This window comes from Gluconacetobacter takamatsuzukensis (assembly GCF_014174275.1).
Taxonomy (GTDB): Bacteria; Pseudomonadota; Alphaproteobacteria; order Acetobacterales; family Acetobacteraceae; genus Gluconacetobacter; species Gluconacetobacter takamatsuzukensis.
This window is the reverse complement of record NZ_JABEQK010000001.1, coordinates 497,590-517,409: the sequence shown is the minus strand read 5'-3', so window position 1 is coordinate 517,409 and position 19,820 is coordinate 497,590. Positions and strand designations below refer to the sequence as shown.

The 19,820-nt window shown below is 67.6% G+C and carries 20 protein-coding genes; 1 reads left to right on the top strand and 19 read right to left on the bottom strand.

The annotated features are described in order from the left end of the window. Positions 1-2 precede the first annotated feature (2 nt). Positions 3-281 (bottom strand): hypothetical protein, encoded by a 279-nt coding sequence (locus tag HLH27_RS02345; RefSeq protein WP_182947452.1) that lies wholly within the window; start codon positions 279-281, stop codon positions 3-5. Positions 282-497: 216 nt separating this feature from the next. Here HLH27_RS02345 and HLH27_RS02340 point away from each other — a divergent pair, with 216 nt between their 5' ends. Further along, positions 498-1,259 (top strand): AIM24 family protein, encoded by a 762-nt coding sequence (locus HLH27_RS02340; protein ID WP_182947451.1) that lies wholly within the window; start codon positions 498-500, stop codon positions 1,257-1,259. 15 nt (positions 1,260-1,274) lie between these two features. On the opposite strand, the gene HLH27_RS02335 is transcribed toward HLH27_RS02340, so the two are convergent. The 18 genes from HLH27_RS02335 to HLH27_RS02250 form a co-directional block, all read right to left on the bottom strand. Next, entirely contained in the window at positions 1,275-2,312 is a 1,038-nt protein-coding gene (locus HLH27_RS02335; RefSeq protein WP_182947527.1) for a glycosyltransferase family 4 protein, read from the bottom strand. 57 nt (positions 2,313-2,369) lie between these two features. Then, a complete protein-coding gene (locus HLH27_RS02330) occupies positions 2,370-3,194 on the bottom strand; it encodes a UDP-2,3-diacylglucosamine diphosphatase (RefSeq protein WP_182947450.1) in 825 nt (274 codons plus the stop codon). A gap of 78 nt (positions 3,195-3,272) precedes the next feature. Beyond that, positions 3,273-3,578 (bottom strand): hypothetical protein, encoded by a 306-nt coding sequence (locus HLH27_RS02325; protein WP_182947526.1) that lies wholly within the window; start codon positions 3,576-3,578, stop codon positions 3,273-3,275. After that, a complete protein-coding gene (locus HLH27_RS02320) occupies positions 3,578-4,225 on the bottom strand; it encodes a cytochrome c oxidase subunit 3 (RefSeq protein ID WP_182947449.1) in 648 nt (215 codons plus the stop codon). The genes HLH27_RS02325 and HLH27_RS02320 overlap by 1 nt, the downstream gene beginning before the upstream one ends. Continuing rightward, positions 4,218-5,843, bottom strand: coding sequence for a cytochrome c oxidase subunit I (locus HLH27_RS02315; protein ID WP_182947448.1), 1,626 nt, complete (start codon positions 5,841-5,843; stop codon positions 4,218-4,220). Before HLH27_RS02315 ends, HLH27_RS02320 begins: the two co-directional genes overlap by 8 nt. A 5-nt stretch (positions 5,844-5,848) precedes the next feature. Next, positions 5,849-6,814, bottom strand: coding sequence for a cytochrome c oxidase subunit II (coxB, locus tag HLH27_RS02310; RefSeq protein ID WP_182947447.1), 966 nt, complete (start codon positions 6,812-6,814; stop codon positions 5,849-5,851). Next, positions 6,811-7,605 carry an SCO family protein gene (locus HLH27_RS02305; RefSeq protein ID WP_182947446.1) on the bottom strand — a complete coding sequence of 265 codons (795 nt, stop codon included), beginning with the start codon at positions 7,603-7,605 and terminating at the stop codon, positions 6,811-6,813. Before HLH27_RS02305 ends, coxB begins: the two co-directional genes overlap by 4 nt. Then, positions 7,602-7,991: a hypothetical protein gene (locus tag HLH27_RS02300; protein ID WP_182947445.1), complete on the bottom strand. Its 390-nt coding sequence runs from the start codon at positions 7,989-7,991 to the stop codon at positions 7,602-7,604. The genes HLH27_RS02305 and HLH27_RS02300 overlap by 4 nt, the downstream gene beginning before the upstream one ends. Then, on the bottom strand, positions 7,984-9,024 hold the full coding sequence (locus HLH27_RS02295; protein WP_182947444.1) for a hypothetical protein: 1,041 nt from the start codon (positions 9,022-9,024) through the stop codon (positions 7,984-7,986). Before HLH27_RS02295 ends, HLH27_RS02300 begins: the two co-directional genes overlap by 8 nt. After that, positions 9,021-9,503, bottom strand: coding sequence for a c-type cytochrome (locus tag HLH27_RS02290; protein ID WP_182947443.1), 483 nt, complete (start codon positions 9,501-9,503; stop codon positions 9,021-9,023). The genes HLH27_RS02295 and HLH27_RS02290 overlap by 4 nt, the downstream gene beginning before the upstream one ends. Continuing rightward, entirely contained in the window at positions 9,500-9,994 is a 495-nt protein-coding gene (locus HLH27_RS02285; protein ID WP_182947442.1) for a DUF3341 domain-containing protein, read from the bottom strand. The genes HLH27_RS02290 and HLH27_RS02285 overlap by 4 nt, the downstream gene beginning before the upstream one ends. After that, positions 9,991-11,340, bottom strand: coding sequence for an NrfD/PsrC family molybdoenzyme membrane anchor subunit (gene nrfD / locus HLH27_RS02280; protein ID WP_182947441.1), 1,350 nt, complete (start codon positions 11,338-11,340; stop codon positions 9,991-9,993). The genes HLH27_RS02285 and nrfD overlap by 4 nt, the downstream gene beginning before the upstream one ends. Continuing rightward, positions 11,337-14,174 (bottom strand): 4Fe-4S dicluster domain-containing protein, encoded by a 2,838-nt coding sequence (locus tag HLH27_RS02275; RefSeq protein WP_182947440.1) that lies wholly within the window; start codon positions 14,172-14,174, stop codon positions 11,337-11,339. Before HLH27_RS02275 ends, nrfD begins: the two co-directional genes overlap by 4 nt. Next, entirely contained in the window at positions 14,162-14,815 is a 654-nt protein-coding gene (locus HLH27_RS02270) for a cytochrome c3 family protein (RefSeq protein WP_182947439.1), read from the bottom strand. The genes HLH27_RS02275 and HLH27_RS02270 overlap by 13 nt, the downstream gene beginning before the upstream one ends. A gap of 136 nt (positions 14,816-14,951) precedes the next feature. Beyond that, positions 14,952-15,740, bottom strand: coding sequence for an ABC transporter ATP-binding protein (locus tag HLH27_RS02265; protein WP_182947438.1), 789 nt, complete (start codon positions 15,738-15,740; stop codon positions 14,952-14,954). Continuing rightward, positions 15,737-16,741 (bottom strand): FecCD family ABC transporter permease, encoded by a 1,005-nt coding sequence (locus HLH27_RS02260; RefSeq protein WP_182947437.1) that lies wholly within the window; start codon positions 16,739-16,741, stop codon positions 15,737-15,739. The genes HLH27_RS02265 and HLH27_RS02260 overlap by 4 nt, the downstream gene beginning before the upstream one ends. Further along, positions 16,738-17,610, bottom strand: a complete 873-nt coding sequence (locus tag HLH27_RS02255) for an ABC transporter substrate-binding protein (protein WP_246375324.1) — start codon at positions 17,608-17,610, stop codon at positions 16,738-16,740. The genes HLH27_RS02260 and HLH27_RS02255 overlap by 4 nt, the downstream gene beginning before the upstream one ends. After that, positions 17,585-19,726: a TonB-dependent receptor plug domain-containing protein gene (locus HLH27_RS02250; protein WP_408870769.1), complete on the bottom strand. Its 2,142-nt coding sequence runs from the start codon at positions 19,724-19,726 to the stop codon at positions 17,585-17,587. Before HLH27_RS02250 ends, HLH27_RS02255 begins: the two co-directional genes overlap by 26 nt. Between the last annotated feature and the right edge of the window lie 94 nt (positions 19,727-19,820).

Below are 19,820 nucleotides of genomic sequence, written 5' to 3'. Positions count from 1 at the left end.
GTTCAGTGCACCGGCACGCCCACTGTCACCAGCAGGGCGTGCACCAGGATCAGCATCAGCACCAGGCAGATCAGGACGGCGAACACCCCCCCGAACAGGCGAAAGGCCCCGATCGCCAGGCTGACCAGCAGGATGATCAGCAGCGCCGTCTGCAATTCGCCCATAATGCCCACGCTGGCTAGGATCTGGCGCGCCAGATTCTCGATCGCGGCAACCGCCGCCACGATCAGGCCGAACAGGCCCAGCAACAGGCCGGTGACGGCAGCGATGACGCCTTCCATGTTTTTCTTCCTTCTGGCGGGGCCGGATTCATCCCCGGTCTCCAGCCCCGTTAAGATGTTTCCAACGGCCGGTCCATCCCGACGAACCGATCCCGACAGGAAACACCCTGCCCGGTCCCCCGTTCACCGCACGACGATAGTCCACCCGGCAGGCCTTGCGATAGGATGGCCGTTCCCGGAAAGAAAAGACCGGTCCCCACGCAGGAAGGCACGCCCATGCGCACTACCATCGACGGCTCGATCTTTCCGGTTCTGCGCGTGATGCTGGAAGCCGGCGAACGGCTGGTCGCCGAAACGGGCGAATTGGCCTGGAAAACCCCCAACGTCACGCTGTCCACCACCACGTCGGGGGCCGGCATGGCCGGCCTGCTCGGCGCGGTGCGCCGCTCGCTGGCCGGCGGCGGCCTGTTCATGACCGAATTCACCGCCGAGGGCGCTCCCGGCCTGGTCGCCTTCGCCACCCGCCTGCCGGGCCAGATCCTGGAACATCAGGTCGGCGGCGGCCGGGCGATGCTGGTGCATCGCCACGGCTTCCTGTGCGCGACACCGGGCGTCACGCTCGACCTCGCCATCCAGCGTTCGCTCGGCGCGGGCATTTTCGGCGGCGACGGGTTCCGCCTGCAACGCGTCGCCGGCCACGGCACGTTCTGGACCATGCTGGGCGGCGAGATCGTCCCCCACGACCTGGCCCCGGGCGAGGTCGTGGACGTCCATCCCGGCCTGGTCGGCATGTTCGAGGACACGATCGCCTTCGATCTCACCATGCTGCCGGGCATCCGCAACAAGCTGTTCGGCGATAACGGCTTCTTCATGGCCCGCCTGACCGGCCCCGGCCGCGTATGGCTACAGACCCTGACCATGCCGGGCCTGGCCCACGCGCTCGCCCCCTATATGGGCGGCGAAAAGGCGACCGCTGCCGCCGAAGGCTCGCTGCTGGGTGCTGCGGTATCGGGCCTCCTGCGCCAGGCCCGCAAATAACAGGCCTCAAAACGCTCAGGCGGCGCGCACGATCCGCTGCGCGCGCATGACGGCCTCCAGGAACATGCGCGCGCAGGCCTCCCAGCTGAAGCGCGCGGCATGCGCCCGGCAGGCGGCCCGGTCTCCCCTCAGCGCGGCCAGGATATTGCGCCGCAGGTCCGGCCCGATGGCACCGACCGCCGACACCCCCGGCGGCAGGATATCGCGCGGCCCCGTCACGTCGAAGGCCGCGACCGGCAGGCCGCAGGCCAGCGCCTCCAGGATCACCAGCCCGAACGTGTCGGTCACGCTGGGAAACACGAACACGTCGCTGGCCGCATACGCCGCCGCCAGCTCCCCACCGGTCAGGTAACCGGTAAACAGCACGTCCGGATACCGCGCGGCCAGCGCCGCCCGGTCCGGCCCGTCCCCGACGACGATCCTTGTCCCGGGCAGCTCCAGCGACAGAAACGCCTCCAGGTTCTTCTCCACCGCCACCCGCCCGACATAGAGCAGGTACGGCCCCCGCACGCCATATAATGACTGCCAGTCAATCGCGGCGGCATCGGGGCGAAACCGGTCGGCATCGACGCCCCGGGTCCAGCATTCCAGATGTTCGAAGCCCCGCTCCCGCAATTCGTCCAGCAGGCTCGCGGTCGGGACCAGCGTCAGCGCCGCCGCCCCATGGAACCAGCGCAGGAAGCGATAGGGCAATCCCGTCGAAAATCCGGTGCGCGCCCGAATATATTCCGGAAACCGCGTATGAAACGACGAGGTAAAACCCTGCCCGCGCCCCAGCGCCCAGCGGCGCGCGGCCAGCCCCAGCGGCCCCTCGGTCACGATATGGATCGCATCGGGCCGAAAGGCGTCGATCAGCCGGCCCAGCCGGCGACCGGGCAGGATGCACAGCCGGATCTCGGGATAAGTCGGGCACGGCACGGTGCGAAACAGGTGCGGGCCGACGATCTCGACCGTATGCCCCATCGCCTCCAGCGCATCCCGCAGGCGCGAGACGGTGCGCACCACCCCGTTGACCTGCGGATACCAGGCATCGCTGACCATGAGAATGCGCAACGGATGCTCCCCGCCCCCGCCCTGCGCCGCAATGGCGGCCGCTGCTTCCACCGTCACTCAGGCACCGGCAAACAGGCCCGATGCCAGCGGCGCGGGGGCCGGAGACCGGTTGCACACGTCGGTCACGTCCAGAAGCTCCATGCTCCCGTCATGATGTTCCACCAGCGCGCTGCAACTTTCCACCCAGTCGCCGTCGTTCATGTACAGCACGCCGTCCACATCCTTGATCACGGCATGATGGATATGGCCGCAGACCACCCCGTCCATCCCCCGGCGCCGCGCCTCGTCCGCCACGGCGGTCTCGAAACGGTCGATGGCCATCACCGCACTCTTCACCTGCCGCTTCAGCCATTGCGACAGCGAGCGATAAGGCAGCCCCAGCCTGCGCCGCACCAGATTGAACCAGCGATTGACGACCAGCGCCACCGTATAGGCCCGGTCCCCCAGCATCGCCAGGAACGGCGCATACCGCACCACGCTGTCGAATTCGTCGCCGTGCAGAACCAGGAATTTCCGGCCGGTCGCGGTCACGTGCTCGGCCTCGCCGCACAGCCGGATACCGGCGACTTCCAGCGCGTGCGGCAGCCAGCGGCGGAACATCTCGTCATGATTGCCGGGGATGTAGATGATCTCGGTGCCGCTGCGCCCCATGCGCAGGATCAGGTTCAGCACATCGTCATGATGGCTGTTCCAGAACCACGACCGCTTCAGCTTCCAGCCGTCGATGATATCGCCGACCAGATACAGGCGCTCGCAGGTCATGGTGCGCAGGAATTCGGCCAGCAGGTCGGCCCGGCAATCGCGCGTTCCCAGATGAACGTCGGAGACGAAGACGCTCCGATAACTGGCGGGCGCGAGTCGGTCGTTCAGAATCACGTTCATCGCAAGCGGCATACCCTGATGAAGGACGAGCCTTCTCTAGCCGCATCCGACTATTTCTTTCGTGTATCTTTCATGAAACTATCCGCCCTCCTGCAAACCGGCCGCCCGGTCGGGCAAGGCGGGGCCGGGCACAGGCACGGTCGTGCGGGTAAAACTGTCCAGGCTGCCCAGCGCCAGCAGGATCGTCAGCCAGAACAATCCGCCAAGCGCGAAGATGACCGCCAGCTTCGGCCCGCGCAGGATCTGCATGAATCCCAGCACGATCACCAGCACCATCAGCACCGCCGCCACGCAGACGGCAATCCCGTATCCCGCCCACGTGGCCGCCAGTTCCGCCGCCAGCAGCAGCACCAGCATCCCCCAGCAGATCGCGATGCGCCCCATCACCGCCGCCCGATCAGATAGAGCAGCGGAAACAGCAGCATCCAGACCAGGTCGACAAAGCTCCAGTACAGGCCCACGACATCGACCGGCGTGCTCCACGCCGGACCGAACGCCCCATGCCGCGCCTTGCGGCAGACCCACAGGATCAACCCGATCCCGACCACCATGTGCATCCCGTGCAGGAAGGTCGCCAGGAAATAGAAACTGTAGAACAGCGCCGCCCCCCCGGAATCCGGCCCATGAAGGGCGAAATGCGGGCCGGGAAACAGGCTCTCGCGAAATTCCTGCCCCCATTCCACGCCCTTCAGGGCCAGGAAGGCCATGCCCAGCACGGCGGCACCCAGCCCGAACCGCACCACCCCCCGATTGTCGCCCCGCTGCCCCGCCGCCACCGCCATCGTATAGACCGCGCTGCTGGTGATCAGCACCAGCGTGTTGACGGCCCCGATCGTCAGGTCGGTATGGCGCACGCCCGCCGCCCACCCGGCGGCACGGGTCTGCGAGTAGACCAGGCAGACCAGGAACAGCCCGCCGAACAGCAGCGCCTCGCTGGCCAGGAACAGCCACATGCCGGCAATCGCGCTCTCGTCGCGATGCAGCGGCGTCTCGTAGGGCGAATGATGGTCCAGCACCGACCCGTCAGACATGATGCGCCCCTCCGCTATCCGCCACCCCGGTCCGGGCATCCAGTTCCCCGTAATCATAGGCATCGGTGGTCACGACCGGCGTCTCGGCGAAATTCTCGGTAGGCGGCGGCGACGGGGTCCGCCATTCCAGCCCGGTCGCCCCCCACGGATTGTCGGGCGCCCGCGCGCCGCGAAACAGCGACCAGCCGAAATAGACCAGCGGCATCACATACGCGACGGCCAGGATCCCCGCCCCGGCCGAAGACAGCACGTTCAAAATCTGGAACTGCGCGGGATAGGTGGCATAGCGGCGCGGCATGCCTTCGAACCCCAGGATGAACTGCGGGAAGAAGGTCAGGTTGAAGCCGAAGAAGATCAGCGCGGCCGCCAGCCGTCCCCAGATTTCCGGGTACATCCGGCCGGTGATCTTGGGCCACCAGTAATGCAGCCCGCCGAAATAGGCCGACACCATGCCGCCGACCATGATGTAGTGAAAATGCGCGACCACGAAATAGGTCTGCGTCAGATGCACGTCGGCAGCCAGCGAGGCCAGGAACAGCCCCGTCAGCCCTCCCACAGTGAACAGGCCGATAAAGCCCATCGCATACAGCATCGGGGCATCCAGCCGGATGGCCCCCCCATGCATGGTCCCCAGCCAGTTGAAGACCTTGATGGCCGACGGCACCGAGACGAAGAAGCTGAACATCGAAAAGACGATGGCCGAGTAAAGCGATTCCCCGGCCACGAACATGTGGTGCCCCCACACGATAAAGCCGATGGCCGCGATCGAGACCGAGGACCAGGCCACGAACCGGTAGCCGAACACCGGCTTGCGGCAGAAAGTGCTGACGATCTCGCTGACCACCCCCATGCCGGGCAGGATCATGATGTAGACGGCGGGGTGGGAGTAGAACCAGAACATCTGCTGGAACAGCAGCGGGTCGCCCCCCAGCCCGGGGTCGAACACCCCCACCCGGAACAGCCGCTCGAACGCCAGCAGCAGCAGCGTGATGCCCAGGACCGGCGTCGCCAGCACGAAGATGACACTGGTCGCATACAGCGCCCACAGCATCAGCGGCAGCCGGTACCACGTCATCCCCGGCGCCCGCAGCTGATGGATGCTGACGATGAAATTCACGCCCGTGGCAATCGAGGAAAACCCGTTGAGAAAGATCCCCAGCACCACCGGCAGCACCCTGCCCTCGCTGTAATCCGACGAAAGCGGGGTATAGAAGGTCCAGCCCGTCTCCAGCCCACCCCAGAACAGGCCGTACAGCACCAGCAGCCCCGACGCGACGAACAGGTACCAGCTGATCAGGTTCAGGCGCGGAAAGGCCAGGTCGCGCGCGCCCAGCATCAGCGGCACCAGGAAATTGCCCAGCGTGACCGGAATCGACGGCACCAGGAACAGCCAGACCATCACCACGCCATGCAGGGTGAACACCCGGTTATAGGCCGCGTCGGACAGGATGGCGCCCGTCGGCTCCAGCAATTGCAGCCGGATCAGCGCCGCGCCCACGCCCCCCAGCGCGAAGAAGAACGTGATCGACCCCAGATACAGCAGGGCGATCCGCTTATGGTCGCGCGTCAGCAGCCACGATCGCAGGGTACCATCCTGCCAGAGGTAACTTTGCGCCATCGCGTTCAATTCCCTGCTTCCGGAGGAAGAGTGGGCGAGAGGGTCTGCAAATACGCCACCAGCGCGGCCAGGTCGTCCTCGGCCAGCACCCCGCGAAAGGACGGCATGTCGGTCGCGAACGCCGCCGCCCGCCGACGCGGCGGATCGAGGATCGAATCGTGCAGAAAGGCCGCATCGGCCACGATCGCCCGGCCGTCCGCCAGCACCACCCGGCTGCCGTACAACCCGACCATCGACGGCGCCCGGCTGCTATCCCCCGCATCCGGGGCATAGCGGCTGGAGGCATGGCAGCCGCTGCACCCGCTGCGGATGAACAGCGCCTCCCCCGCCGCCGCCAGGCTGCCGCTGGCCGGGGTGCCGTTCAGCCAGCCGGCATAATCCGTGGCATCCAGCACCATCACCGTGCCGGTCATGCGCGAATGGCCCAGCCCGCAGAACTGCGTGCAATACAGCCGAAACGATCCGGTCCGCGTCGCCGTAAACCACAGGCTCTGATATCGGCCCGGCAGCACATCGTGCTTGATCCGCAGCGCCGGGATCGAAAAATCGTGGATCACGTCCTCCGATGTCAGCAGAAGCTGCACCGGCCGCCCCACCGGCACATGCAGCGCATTGATCTCGCGCTGCCCGCCCGGATACTGGACCTTCCACATCCACTGCTTGCCGGTGACATAGATCTGGATCGCATCGGCCGGTGGCCGAAAGCCCACGACATAAAGCTGCGTCGCCCACAGAAACAGCCCGAAGAAGATCACCAGCGTCGCCGAGGTCCAGGCGATCTCGAACCCCCAGCCCTTGTGCTCGGCCTGGGTCCGCGCAGTCACCGTCGTCCGGCCGGCCCGAAAGCGCAGGACATTCAGCCCCATCAGCCCGAACACCAGCCCCAGCACCGCCAGGCTGATGATCGTCAGGCCGGCCAGCAGGATATCGATCCGCATCGCATGGGCCGAGGCCTCGGGCAGCCAGGTCATCGCACCCTCCGCCAATGGGCCATGCCCAACAGGGTGCCCAGCACCAGCACCGTCATCACGGCGCCCAGCCGCAGCAGCTTGCGCACCGCCAGCGTGTAGCGCCCGGTGGCGGCATCGTAGTGAAAGCACAGCAGCAGGACCGGCGACGCCTCGGCCCGCTGCCCCGCCGCCGCCCGCGCCAGGGCCTGCCGCACATCCCCGGCGCGATAGCCCACGCCCAGCACATAGCCCGAGACCATCCCCGCAGGCGTCGTGAACACCAGCCCCATCGGGTGCAGATACTGTTTCAGCCCCGGATCGTACCGCGCATGAAACCCCACCGCATCGGCCAGGCGCCCGATCGACGCCGCCTCCCCCACCAGAAAATGCCAGCCCCGCTCGGCCCCCGGCGTGGCATGGCGGTCCAGATCGTCCTGCCGGGCCCGCCGGGCCACCGCCTCCGTCTCGGCGGGGTCGATACTGACGACGATCAGCGTGTAATCGTCGGGCGTCTTCAAACCGCTGCCGTCCAAAGCGTGCAGCAGATCCTCGCGCTCCAGCGCGCACAGGTTGGGGCACGCATAATATCCGATCGACAGGATCGCCGGATGCCCGCCGACAAACGCCCCCAGCGGCAAGGTCCGCCCCGCCGTATCGGTAAAGCGCGCGTCCAGCGGCACGTTCGCCCCCTGCCGCTGGGTAAAGGCCAGATCCCCCATCGTGCCCGCCCACGCCGCCCCGGGCAGGATCACAGGCAGCATCACAGCCAGCGCCGCCAGAATGCCGCGCCCGATCCCCTCCCCCCGCATCATGGCCGGTCCGCCCCGGCACCCGGCCAGTCGGGAATCCCCTCGCGCGCCACCTGCCGCATCGCCTGCCCGACCGGCACATGCGCCACGCCATGCGCGCGATCCACCCAGCCGAACCCGTTCAGCCGCGCCATGTCCGCCGCGCGGAAGGCCGCCATGTCGGCCGGCGGATCGCTTTGCAGCGCAGGCGCGGCCATCGGCGGCAACGGCGCAGCCATCAGCCGGTCCAGCCTGTGCTGCGGAAACAGCAAATTGGCCGCCACCGCCAGCATCACCAATGCCGCCCCCACCCCGATGCCCACGACCAGGACCGGGCGCAGGGCAACATCCCGCACCTCATGCCGGGGACGGGAAAAATGCGGGTCAGCGGCGGCAGGATCGTCAGGCATGGATCACCTCCCGCCGCATCGCCCGGACGCACAGCGCCGCCCCCGCCGCCGCAAACAGCAGCAGGCACGCCAGCGTCGGCAACACCGAAACCGCCGCATGCCCCGGCAGTACCAGCCACAGGTTGCGCACCACCTCCATGGCCACCAGCAGCCCCGCCGCCCCCAGCACCACCGACCGCCGACCCTGCAAGGGCGCAAGCATCAGCAGCACGAAGGGCAGCAGGAAATGCAGCCCCACCAACCCCACCGCCACCACACCCCACCCGCCATGCAGGCGGCGGCCATACCAGGCCGCCTCGACCGGCAGGTTGGACTGCCAGACGATCAGGAACTGCATGAAATCCAGATACGCCCACAGCACCGTCAGCCCCAGCAGCAGCCGCGCCAGGTCGCGCAGCACCTGCCGGTCGGCATCAAGACCACCCGCCAGCAGCGCCAGCACCATGGCCAGCGCCAGCGCCAGCAACCCCGCCCCGGCCGAGGCGATCAGCCCGTAAGCGCTGGAACTGAAGTGCGGATCGAGCGATTCCGTCAGGTCTATGGACGCGAAACTGAACGTCAGCGCCAGCAGGATCAGCCCCACCGGCGCAATGCGCGCCAACCCCCGCCCCCGCAGGCACACCACCCCCAGCACGCCCCAGATCCCGGCATAGAGGGCAATCCGCACCAGCGCGAAGGGCGGGTTCAGATAGAACCGGTTGGCAGCCCGCGCCGCCTCTTCTCCATGCAGCCAGGGATAAAGATCCCCCGCCCCCACCAGCAGCACGGCCAGCGCCGGCAGCCCCAGCGGCAGGGTCGCCACCCCGGCGCGCAGGCCCGGCCGCAGGATCTCGCCCCACCGCCCGCCCGTCAGCGCATGCGCCAGCATCAGCGCCATGCTACCCAGCGGCCAGCCCAGCCACGCGGCACACGCCCCCAGCCACGGGCGATAGACCGCATGGGGCATCCACACCAACCCCGCCAGCACCGCCAGCCCGGCCGCCAGGGCAATCGCCCACGCCACATGCTCGATGCCGGGCCGGGTCCGGGTCATGGCACGGCCCGCTGTTCGGCCGTCAGGTCGGCCAGTGCCATGCGCTGGCTGCGCTGCAACGCATGCACATAGGCCACGACGGCCCAGCGATCCTCCGGCGCAATCCGCTGGGCAAACCCGTACATCACGCCCCGGCCATCGGTGACGACGTCATACACGAATTGCGGCCGGGCTGCGGCCAGCGGCGGCGGCGCCGGAAAGCCCCGCTGCACGATCATCCCGTGCCCGTCACCCGTTTCCGCATGGCAGGGCGCGCAGAAGACATGATATTCGCTCTGCCCGCGCGCCAGCAGCGCCATCGTCACCGGCGGCACCGGAGTGGCGGTTTCGCCATACTGCACCGTCCCGGCCGGCACCTCGCCCGGCGCGGTTGCCCGGCTGGCATACGGGTTCTGCTTCTTCTGCTTCGTCATGTCGTCGCAGCCGCCAACCAGCAGCAGGGCCGCAACGCCCAGGGCGGTGGCGGCACCCATTCTCATCCCGCCACCTCCTCGATCGCGACCGGGGCATGACGGGCCAGCACCCGCCGCGCCCCGGCGCTATCGGCAGCGCGCACAACCAGCACGTAGGAGCCCAGCATGGCACCCCGCATGCACCCGGCCTCATCGACCGGATCGTACAGGCGCAGCATTCCCCCCATGACCAGATATCCCGCCATGCCGGCCACGACCGCCCCCAGAACCGCCAGTTCGAACGTCGCAGGCACATAAGACGGCCAGGACAGATCCGGCCGCCCGCCGATATTCTGCGGATAGCTCACGGTCGTGGCATAGGCCTGCATCAGAAAGCCCCCCACACCCCCCAGAACCCCACCCGCCAGCATGACAGCCGGCAGGATGGAGCCCGCCGCCTCGTCCTCCCCACCCGGCTCCATCGCCATATAGGTTTCGACAAAGCCGTTATCGCCGCGCCGCATTTCGGCAGCTGCCTCCCGCATCCCGGCTTCGGTGGCAAAGGCGGCGACGATCATGCCGTCCCTCCCCGCAGCATCGCGCGCATTTCCGCCATCGCCACCACCGGCATCAGCCGCACGATCAGCAGAAACGCCGTCAGGAACAGCCCGATCGTGCCCAGCAGCAGGCTCCATTCCCATATCGTCGGCGTATATTGCCCCCAGGAAGACGGCATCTGCGTCCGCGCCAGGCTGGTCACGATGATCTGGAACCGCTCCAGCCACATGCCCACCAGTACACCCAGCCCGATCAGCCACACCAGGGGCGCCGTCATCCGCACCGCGCGCCACCACAGCAATTGCGGCAGCAGGATATTCAGCACGATGGTGCCCCAATAAACCGGCGCATACAGGCCGAAGACGCGCAGGACGAACATCGTCCGCTCCGCCGGGTCCGGCCCGTAGAAGGTGGAAAACGCATCCATCAGATAGGCATAGCCGACACACAGCGAACTGGTCAGGAACAGCCGCCCCAGCACGTCGACATGCCGTTCCGTCACATAGGCCTGCAAACCCAGCAGCACGCGCAACGGCAGAAGGGCCACCAGCACGACGGCAAACCCCGACAATGCCGCACCGAACACGAAGAAAGGCGGAAACTGCGTGGAATGCCATCCGGTGGCGGCACTCCCGGCAAAATCCATGCCCACGATACTGTGCACCGACACCACCAGCGGCGCCATCAGCGCGGCCATCACGGCATAGACCGCGCGATAATGCCGCCACTGCCGCCCCGATCCGCGAAAACCCATGGCCAGAACACCATAGAACAGGCGCGCCCCCGCCCCGCCCGCCCGGTCCCGCAAGGTCGCCAGATCCGGCAGCAACCCGAAATACCAGAACAGGATCGACGCCAGAACATAGGTCAGGATCGCAAAGAAATCCCACACCAGCGAGCTGCGAAACTGCGCCCACAGCCCCATCGTGTTCGGATAGGGAAACAGCCAGTAGAAAAACCACGGCCGCCCCAGATGCAGGATGGGAAAGATCGCGGCACACAGGGCCGCGCACAGGGTCAGGCTCTCCGCCAGCCGATTCAGCGCCGTGCGCCACTCCACCCCTAGCAGGAAGAACAGGGCGGAAATAAAGGTGCCGCCCGAGGCAATGGCGATCCACCAGACATAATTGAGGATATCCAGCCCCCACGCCACCGGCCAGTCGATCCCCCAGATCCCCAGCCCGGCATAAAACAGCCAGGCCACCGAAATCACGCCGACCCCAAGCATGCCCAGCGAGAATGCAAAGGCCGCCCACCACCATAGCGGCGTCCACCGGCCCGCCCCCTCGCGCAGCGTCACCGCGCAGATCCGCTCAGTCATCGACTGCGCGGTCTCGCCGGCGGCAATAACGGCCGGTGCGCTCACGACACGATCGCCGGGTTGGGATTCCGGATCCGCGCCTCATACGTCACGCGCGGATGCGTGCCCTGTTCGGGAAACACGGCATAGGTCAGCGGACTGGCCTTGCGATGGCTGACGGCCGATTCAGGATCGTTGATATCCCCGAACGTGATCGCCTGCGTGGGGCAGGCCGCCTGGCAGGCCGTCACCACCCGTTCCGCCACGCCGTCCCGGTCGGCCGCAATGCGCGCCTGCGCAATCCGCTGCACGCAGAAGGTACATTTCTCCATCACGCCGCGCGCCCGCACCGAGACATCCGGATTGCGGCTGATCGCCGGCCGGCGTTCCTGCTCGGCAAAGGCGAAATAATTGAATCGCCTGACTTTGTAAGGACAATTGTTCGAGCAGAATTTGGTGCCGACGCATCGGTTATAGACCATCACGTTCAGCCCCTCCGAATCATGCGTCGTGGCGCCGACCGGGCAGACCGTTTCGCACGGCGCCTGTTCGCAATGCATGCAGAGCATCGGTTGAAAGAACGTATCCGGGGCGTCCTGTGTTCCTTCATGGACACGGTCGATCCGCAGCCAGTGCATCTCGCGCTGGCGCAGCACCTCGTCCCGCCCCACCACCGGCACGTTGTTCTCCGCCTGGCAGGCGGTCATGCAGGCATTGCAGCCGATACAGGCATTCAGGTCGATGCTCATCCCCCACGCCACCGGCGCACCAGGGTCCCGCCGGTACAGGGCAGCGACCGGCCCTTCCCGCCCGGCACCCAGAAATTCCGGCTCCTGCCGAAACCGCGCCAGCGTGCCATGCCGCACGATGTCGGACGACACATCGCCGAAAAGCGTCTCATGATGTTCGGTGCAGGCAACGGCCACCCTGCGCCCGGTCGCGACAATCCGCACCGGCCCCGCGCCATCGCGTAGCGGATACAGGTCGGTACCGACGCCATCCCCCGTCTCTCCCGCACACCTCCGGCCCGAGCCCAGCAGCCCCACGACGCACCCCGCGGCCTGCCCCGGCTGCACCCACACCGGCAGCACGGCACGGCGCGCCCCCACGGACAGCGCCACCTCATCCCCGTTGCGCAGCCCCATCGAGCGCGCCAGATCCGGCGCAACCAGCAGCGGATTGCCCCAGACCGTCTTGCTCAGCGGCCGCGGCAACTCCTGCAACCACGCGTTATTGGCCTCCCGCCCGTCCCACAGATGCGGGTCCGGCCGCAGCAGCAGCGTCAGCGCCGCACTCCCCCCGCCGGCCAGCACAGCCGGCATGACGCCCGAAACCGCCACGTCGAGGCGCGCACTGGCAGTCCCGGAAACGACACCCGCCGCCAACGCGGCGCGCCAGTCGCGCTCCGACGCCAGGCGCTCCCGCCAGGCCTGCCGCACCAGTTCCCGCGCCGGGCGTCCGACTTCCCCGGCGCAGAACCGCAGGATGCTCGCGGCATTGCTGCCGCCATAAAGCGGCATCGCCTGAGGCTGGAGGATCGTCGCCGTCCCGTCATCGGCGCGCGCATCGCCCCAATCCTCGAATCCGTGGGCCAGCGGAACATGCCACCGCGCCGCCCGCGCCGTCTCATGTGGCCGATCCGCCAGCGCAACGCTCAGCCCCACGCGCGGCAGCGCCGCCGCGAAGCGCGGCACCTGATAGACCGGATTGACGTCCAGGATCAGCAGCGCGCGCACCCTCCCCTTTTCCATGTCGTCCATCAGGTCCGCCAGGCCGGAGACCGGCTGCACCGGCCGATAGTCGGCCGGCTCGAACACATCGAACACTCGCCCCCGCCCGCCCAGCGCCTCGTTCACCGCATGGATCGCGGCATGGGCCTCCGCCCCGTGATCGGGCCCCAGATGCACCAGCGCCCGCCCCCGATGCGCCCGCAGATCCGCCACCACCGCCCCCAGCCAGTCCGGCCCGCCCGAGGGCTCCTCGTTGCGCAGCAACGCGGCCGCCAGATGCCCGACGATCTCGTCGCAGGCCGCAGGCGCCGCGATAAACCGATGGTCGGCCGCCACCCCCGTCAGGCTGGGCGTCGGCTCCACGGCATACAGGCGGTTCATCGCCCCCCGCACCGGGTTGCGCCGCCCGGCAAAGGCCCGGGCATGGCGCAGATGCCCCGGCGCGCTGTCCAGCAGGTCGCTGTCCACCGCCAGGGCAACTTCGACCTGCCGCAGGTCCGGACTCACCATCGCCGGCCGGCCATAGGCCATGGCCGCCCCCTCCCGCACCGTATCCCGCCCGATGGCATCCCATCGATGCCACACGGCCCCCGGATGGGCCGCCAGCAACGCATCGATCGCCGCCCCAAGCGTGGGCGACGTGACCGTCCCGGTCAGGATGCGCAACCCCGCCCCGCCCGGAGCGTCCGCACCACCCGGCACCACGCGCAGGGCCTGGAGCGCGGTCGTCACCTCCTGCCACGCGGCAGGCATGCCGTCATGCAGCGGTCCGCTGGCCCGGTCGGGATCATAGAAATCCTGGATCGCCGCCTGCGCGAACAGATCGGTGGCACCGAGGCTGGACGGGTGCCCGGGATTGCCTTCCACCTTGGTCGGCCGCCCCATCTGGTGGGTGACGAGAATACCGTTGGCATAGCCGTCGCGCACATGGGCACTGGCATAGATATTCGGCACCCCCGGTATCACCCCCGGCGGCGCCCGCACGGCGGAGACAAAGCCACGCTCCGGCGTTCCCGGATCGCACCCCGCCAGCCCGCCCCCGGCCAGCGCCATGGCCAGCAGCTTCAGCGTCCGCCGCCGGTCCAGCGGATGCGCCAGCGCCTGCTCCAGGTGCGGAAAGCGCCTGATCCAGTCCCCCTCGTCGCCCGGCAGCCCCTCTAGCGATGGCATATTGAGCACTCCGTCAGGTTCCGCCCGCCGATATGATAGGCCCGCATCAGCTCCGCCGGCGGCGGCGTCGCATCGTCCCGATGCCAGTCCGTGTCATAGACATGGGCAAGAGGCCGCAGGTTCGGCCCCGGATCGCGATGGCAGTCCACACAGAACTGCATCGTCAGGCTCTTGGCCTTGAAGGTCAGCGGCATGCGCGCCACGTCCCCATGGCAGCTCACGCATCCCACACCTTTTGAAACATGGATGCTGTGGTTGAAGTAAACGTAATCCGGCACATCCGTCACACGCGCCCAGACGATGGGCCGGCCGGATGCCAGGCTGTCGCGAACCGGCGCCAGCAGGGCGGCATTGGTCCAGATCTGCGAATGGCACGTCATGCAGGTAAAGGTCGGCGGCAGGCTGGCCTGCGCGCTACGCTCCACGCTGCTATGGCAGAACCGGCAATCGATCCCCAGCCCCGCAACATGATGCTGGTGACTGAAGGGAACCGGCTGCTGGATCGCCCACCCGACATGCCGGACATAATCGGAACGCGGCCAGGCAAACCACCACAGGCACAACCCCGCAACGGCACCCACGGCCCCCAGCATCGTCACCGCGACGATGACATTGGCCCGTGGACTGAATATAGCCGCCATCGGCCATGTTCCACCTTGCAGACCGGGGCGGCCCGATCCACCCAGGCATCGTTCCCCCCACGAACGCATCCCGGACGAAAAACGATCCCATCACGTCGCGGTGACCCGCGCCGAGACTATCGCTTTCGCGTATTTTTCACGAAATCACCTGCTTTTCTTCGGACCTGCCATCGGTCAGGCTCCAGGGCACGACCGCATCGCCCACCCGCCGCACGGTCACGCCATAGACCGCACGCATGGCTGCATCGGTCAGGATCTCCGCCGGCCGCCCGTGCGCCGCGACACGCCCGTCCCGCATCAGCACCAGCCGATGGCAGAACCGCCCGGCCAGGGTCAGGTCGTGCAGCACCACCGCCACCCCCCTGCCCCCTTCCGCCAGCCGGCCGAACGACGCCATCACCGCCAGCGCATGGGCGGGGTCCAGTGCCGCCACCGGCTCGTCGGCCAGCAGATAGGGCGCCTCGACCGCCAGCGCCCGCGCCAGCCGCAGGCGCGCGCGCTCCCCCCCCGACAACTGGCTGCCGGGCCGCCCCCGCAGGTCCAGCAATCCGGTCTCCCCCAGCGCACGCGCCACCGCCGCCCGATCCCGCGCCTCGTCCCGCGCCGCCCGATGCGGCAGCCGCCCAAACGCCACCAGATCCTCGACCCGCATCGGCGGCGGCGGCATCTCCTCCTGCGGCAGAAAGGACAGGCGCCGCGCCCGGTCACCCGGCGCCATCCCCGCCAGTTCGCGGCCATCCAGCATCACCACGCCCGCATCGGGGCGCTGGATGCCAGCCAGCGCGCGCAACAACGTGCTCTTGCCCGCCCCATTGGGGCCGATCACCCCCACGATTTCACCCGGCGCCACCCCCACACTCGCCTCGTGCAGCACCCTCCGCCCCCCCAGCGACAGCGTCACCCCACGCGCAGCCAACCCGGTCATGACTGGCCCCGCCGCATGGCAATCACCCGGTGGAAGAAGACAGGCGCCCCGATCAGCGCCGTCAGCACACCGATCTGGATCTCGGTCGCCCCCGACAGCAGCCGCACCGCCGCATCGGCAACCAGCAGCAGCAGCGCCCCCCCCAGCGCGGAAGGCAGCAGCAGGCGCGAAGGCTGGTGCCCCGTCAGCGGCCGCAGCAGATGCGGCACCACCAGCCCCACAAAACCGATCGCCCCGCTGACCGCAACGCAGGACCCGACCGCAACAGCCGCCCCCACCACAACGCGGGTCTGAACACCCCAAAGCCCACGCAGGCGAAAGCCCATGCTCTCGGCCACCTCGTCCCCCAGCGCCAGCGCATCCAGCGCCAGCGCGGTCGTCAGCATCAGCAGGCACCCCGCGACGGTACCGGGCAGGCTGATTCCGACATCGGTCATGGTCCGGTCGGTCAGCGACCCCATCACCCAGCGCATCACCTCATAGGCCGCATAGGGGCTGGGCATCAGGTTCATCGCCATCGCCGTCAGCGCGGCCGCGAAACTGCTCAGCGCCGCCCCGGCCAGCAGCAGCACCAGCGTGCCGCCCTGCCCCACCAGCCCCAGCAGCAGCAGCACCGCCAGCAGCGCCCCCGCCAGCCCGCCCGCCGGCAGCAGCACCGCCGACAGGCCGGCCAACCCGGTATAGAAGACCAGCACCGCGCCCAGCGCCGCCCCGCCGGACACGCCCAGCAAACCGGGATCGGCCAGCGGATTGCGCAGATACCCCTGCATCACTGCCCCGCACAGCCCCAGCGCCGCCCCGATCGAAACCCCGAGGATCGCGCGCGGCAGGCGCAACTGGCCAACGATGATCGCCCCCACGCTATGCCGTCCGGCCATCAGGTCGCGCAGCGCCGCCGGCAGCGAAACCGGGCTGTCTCCCCAGGCCAGCGACAGGACCAGCATCCCCAGCACGCCCGCCGCCAGCACGGCGATCAGCGGATAGTCGCGACGATCGATCATCGGGAAGTCTCCAGCGCCTTGCGGGCCGCGATCAGCTTGTCCAGCGTATCGAGCGTCTGCGGCAGGCCGCACAGCCACAGCCGGTCGGGCAGGGATAGACGGTGCGCGGCAGGAAAAGCATCGCGCAAGGCCGGATGGTCCAGCACCGCCTGCGCCAGCGAGATACCGACATCCGAGCGCGCCACGACCAGCAGGTCGGGCGGCCGGGCCAGCAGGCTCTCCAGCGACACCCCAAGCGCATGCCGCCCGTCCAGCCCGTTCGCGGCGTTACGGAACCCGGCACGCACCAGCATGTCGTCAGCCAGCGACCCCGCACGGGTGACGAACCCGTTGGCAGCATAGATCATCGCCGACGGGGCACCATTCCCACCCGCCGACACAGGATAGGCCGCCAGACGCGCCCTGAAGGCGTCGACCAGCGCCCGTCCCCGCTCCGGCACCCCCGCCGCATTCGCCACCGCTGCGATCTGGTCCGGCACATCCGCCAGCCGCTCGACAGGGTCGAACAGCTCGACCGGCATCCCCGCCTGCCGCGCCGCCAGCAGGGCGGTCACGCTGGCATAGCGCCCACCCACCACCAGGTCAGGCCGCGCCGCGACCACCGCCTCGGCCGAGGGCCGAATGGCAGGCACCGACCGCGCCTGGAGGCACATCACGGAATAGGCGCAATCCCGCGCCAGCGGCGACAGGCCCGCGATATCGCGGGCCGGCACCAGTTGCAGCAACAACTGGTCGGTACACAGATTAAGCGAAACGATCCGGTGCCGGGGCTCGGCCCGCGCGCCCCCTGCCAGCACCACCGCCAGCAGCACGGTCCCGCAGCGCCGCCACCCGCGCATCCTGTCAGTAAGACAGCGTAAAGCCGCCATACCCGCCGCGCCCCGGCTGCAAATATCCGATCGGCTCCTCATATTGCCTGTTCAGCAGATTGTCCGCGCGGGCATAGACCGAGACAAATCGGTTGATCTTGTAATTGGCCGCGATGTCGATCGTGACATACCCATGCCCCTTGGCACAGATACTGCATGTCTCGCTGCCGATCACCGGCAGGTCGCGCCAACCGCTGGTATAAAGAATGTTGCCCGAGAATGTCAGATCCCGGATCGGCGTCCACGTCGTATTGAAATTGAATTTATGCTGCGGCCGCTGCTGCAATTCCATATGCGCCGTCTCGTCGCGCGCATGGGTCCAGGTGTAGCTCAGGTTGAATTCCAGATCGCTGCGCGCCTTCCAGTTCAGAAAGGCCTCCACGCCATACATCCGCGCCTTCGCCACATTCTCGTACGAATAATTGTAGTTATACGAAGAATCGATCGCCAGGGACGACTGGATCAGATTCCTCACCCGGTTGTCATACCAGGTGGCACCGAATTTCAGGCGATCATGCAGCAGCTTCTGCTCCATCCCGGCATCGTAGCCGATCAGCTGCTCCGCCCGCAGGTTCGGATTGCCTTTTTCCGAATATCCCACACCAACCTGGTTGGCGAAGAGCTGATACAGCGAAGGCCCATGAAATCCCGAACCCGCGCTCGCCTTGATGATGGTGCCTGTGCCCGGCACGTGGATGGCCGGCGCCACCCGCCAGGTCACATGATTGCCGTAGCGCGAATTCGCATCGTAACGGATATTGGCCGCACCATAGAGGATCCGGTTCCAGTTCCCCTGATACTGCCCGTATCCCGCCGTCGTATCCATGCCGGCCGAATTGTCATATCCGCTGTCCCACATGCTGGAAGCGGTATGGCTGGTGTTGAAACTGTCGTGGAAATGTTCGGCACCGATCAGGAACTGGCCATAGCGCTTGAGGTCGAAAGTGCCATGCCAGTCGATCTTCAGCCGTTCGGAACGATAATAATCGGGATCGGGGTTGACCGCGCTGCCATAGCTGGTGCCCGTCTCCGTCCAGCGATTGCGGTTGGTCATGTATCCCAGCCCGATCACTTGGTCGAACAGCCCGTTGAACGAGACAAGATGCGCCGTCCCGCGCACGATCGCCTGGTTCTTGTTGTTCTGCTCCCGCACGCCGGAATCGCCATACAGATTCTCGCTCTGCAGGTCATAGACCGAATAGGAATGATAATTCGACTGGATCAGCCGCGCCGTCAGCCCCACGTCGAACGTCCGCGTCACATCATATCCCAGCCGGATATTGGCGCTCCGGTTGTCGTTGCGGTTCCCCTCCTCCCGCTGCTGGCGGTCGGCGCCATAGGCCCGCTCGATATAGGACGGGATATTGTTGAATCCATCCATGCGGTAATGGGAAAGCTCGATATTGTAATGAAACCGCCCCTTGCTGCCCCGCGCACCCAGCACCTGGTTGAAGGTCCCATATTCCCCGCCCTCGAGCCGGACGAACGGCGTAAAGCGCCCCTGCCCCTGCGCGGTGGTGATGTCGATCACGCCCGCCATGGCATCGGCGCCATACAGGCCGCTCTGCGGCCCGCGCAGGATCTCGATCCGCCCCATGCCATCGGTCACGAACTGCCCGGCATCGAACGCGCCGCTGGTCGAACTCCCGTCATTGATGTCCATGCCGTCCAGCCGGACCTTGACCTCGTTCGCATTGTTCCCGCGCATGAAAATCGAGGTCGTGCCCCCGAACCCACCCGTCTGCACAACATTCAGCCCCGGCTGGCGCACCAGGATATCCGCCAGGCCGCGGCGCTGCTGGGTCTGGATCTGCTGCTCGGTGACGATGGTCACGCTGGAACCGATATCGTCCACGCTGACCGGCCGGCGGGCGGCGCTGACGGTAATCGCCTCCCCCGCATCCTTCTGCGTCAGCGCGACATGGTTGCCGGCAGGCGCCACCGGCCGCGTCGTCGCGGTCGCTGGGCGGACGGCAGGCGCCTTCGCGGGCACGGGCGCCACCGATGCAACGGGCGCCTCCTGCGCCAGCACGCCCGACAGGCCGGCAGCAGTAAACAGCGTGGAGAAAAAAAGAAGCGAGCGAAAATCGTGCATCGGGACCGTTCTCGTGACCATGCGCGGCTGCCACGAGAGCACGGGCCAAGATCCGTCATCCGATACCGCGATGACGTCCCTGTCCGCCCGCCAGATCACCCCGCCTGACGGTTCC

Excerpts from the sequence above, each read along its gene's own strand:
- HLH27_RS02345 (WP_182947452.1), bottom strand. The coding sequence starts at position 281 with ATGGAAGGCGTCATCGCTGCCGTCACCGGCCTGTTGCTGGGCCTGTTC.
- HLH27_RS02340 (WP_182947451.1), top strand. The coding sequence starts at position 498 with ATGCGCACTACCATCGACGGCTCGATCTTTCCGGTTCTGCGCGTGATG.
- HLH27_RS02330 (WP_182947450.1), bottom strand. The coding sequence starts at position 3,194 with ATGAACGTGATTCTGAACGACCGACTCGCGCCCGCCAGTTATCGGAGC.
- HLH27_RS02325 (WP_182947526.1), bottom strand. The coding sequence starts at position 3,578 with ATGGGGCGCATCGCGATCTGCTGGGGGATGCTGGTGCTGCTGCTGGCG.
- HLH27_RS02320 (WP_182947449.1), bottom strand. The coding sequence starts at position 4,225 with ATGTCTGACGGGTCGGTGCTGGACCATCATTCGCCCTACGAGACGCCG.
- HLH27_RS02315 (WP_182947448.1), bottom strand. The coding sequence starts at position 5,843 with ATGGCGCAAAGTTACCTCTGGCAGGATGGTACCCTGCGATCGTGGCTG.
- coxB (WP_182947447.1), bottom strand. The coding sequence starts at position 6,814 with ATGACCTGGCTGCCCGAGGCCTCGGCCCATGCGATGCGGATCGATATC.
- HLH27_RS02305 (WP_182947446.1), bottom strand. The coding sequence starts at position 7,605 with ATGATGCGGGGGGAGGGGATCGGGCGCGGCATTCTGGCGGCGCTGGCT.
- HLH27_RS02300 (WP_182947445.1), bottom strand. The coding sequence starts at position 7,991 with ATGCCTGACGATCCTGCCGCCGCTGACCCGCATTTTTCCCGTCCCCGG.
- HLH27_RS02295 (WP_182947444.1), bottom strand. The coding sequence starts at position 9,024 with ATGACCCGGACCCGGCCCGGCATCGAGCATGTGGCGTGGGCGATTGCC.
- HLH27_RS02290 (WP_182947443.1), bottom strand. The coding sequence starts at position 9,503 with ATGAGAATGGGTGCCGCCACCGCCCTGGGCGTTGCGGCCCTGCTGCTG.
- HLH27_RS02285 (WP_182947442.1), bottom strand. The coding sequence starts at position 9,994 with ATGATCGTCGCCGCCTTTGCCACCGAAGCCGGGATGCGGGAGGCAGCT.
- HLH27_RS02275 (WP_182947440.1), bottom strand. The coding sequence starts at position 14,174 with ATGCCATCGCTAGAGGGGCTGCCGGGCGACGAGGGGGACTGGATCAGG.
- HLH27_RS02270 (WP_182947439.1), bottom strand. The coding sequence starts at position 14,815 with ATGGCGGCTATATTCAGTCCACGGGCCAATGTCATCGTCGCGGTGACG.
- HLH27_RS02265 (WP_182947438.1), bottom strand. The coding sequence starts at position 15,740 with ATGACCGGGTTGGCTGCGCGTGGGGTGACGCTGTCGCTGGGGGGGCGG.
- HLH27_RS02260 (WP_182947437.1), bottom strand. The coding sequence starts at position 16,741 with ATGATCGATCGTCGCGACTATCCGCTGATCGCCGTGCTGGCGGCGGGC.
- HLH27_RS02255 (WP_246375324.1), bottom strand. The coding sequence starts at position 17,610 with ATGGCGGCTTTACGCTGTCTTACTGACAGGATGCGCGGGTGGCGGCGC.
- HLH27_RS02250 (WP_408870769.1), bottom strand. The coding sequence starts at position 19,726 with ATGGTCACGAGAACGGTCCCGATGCACGATTTTCGCTCGCTTCTTTTT.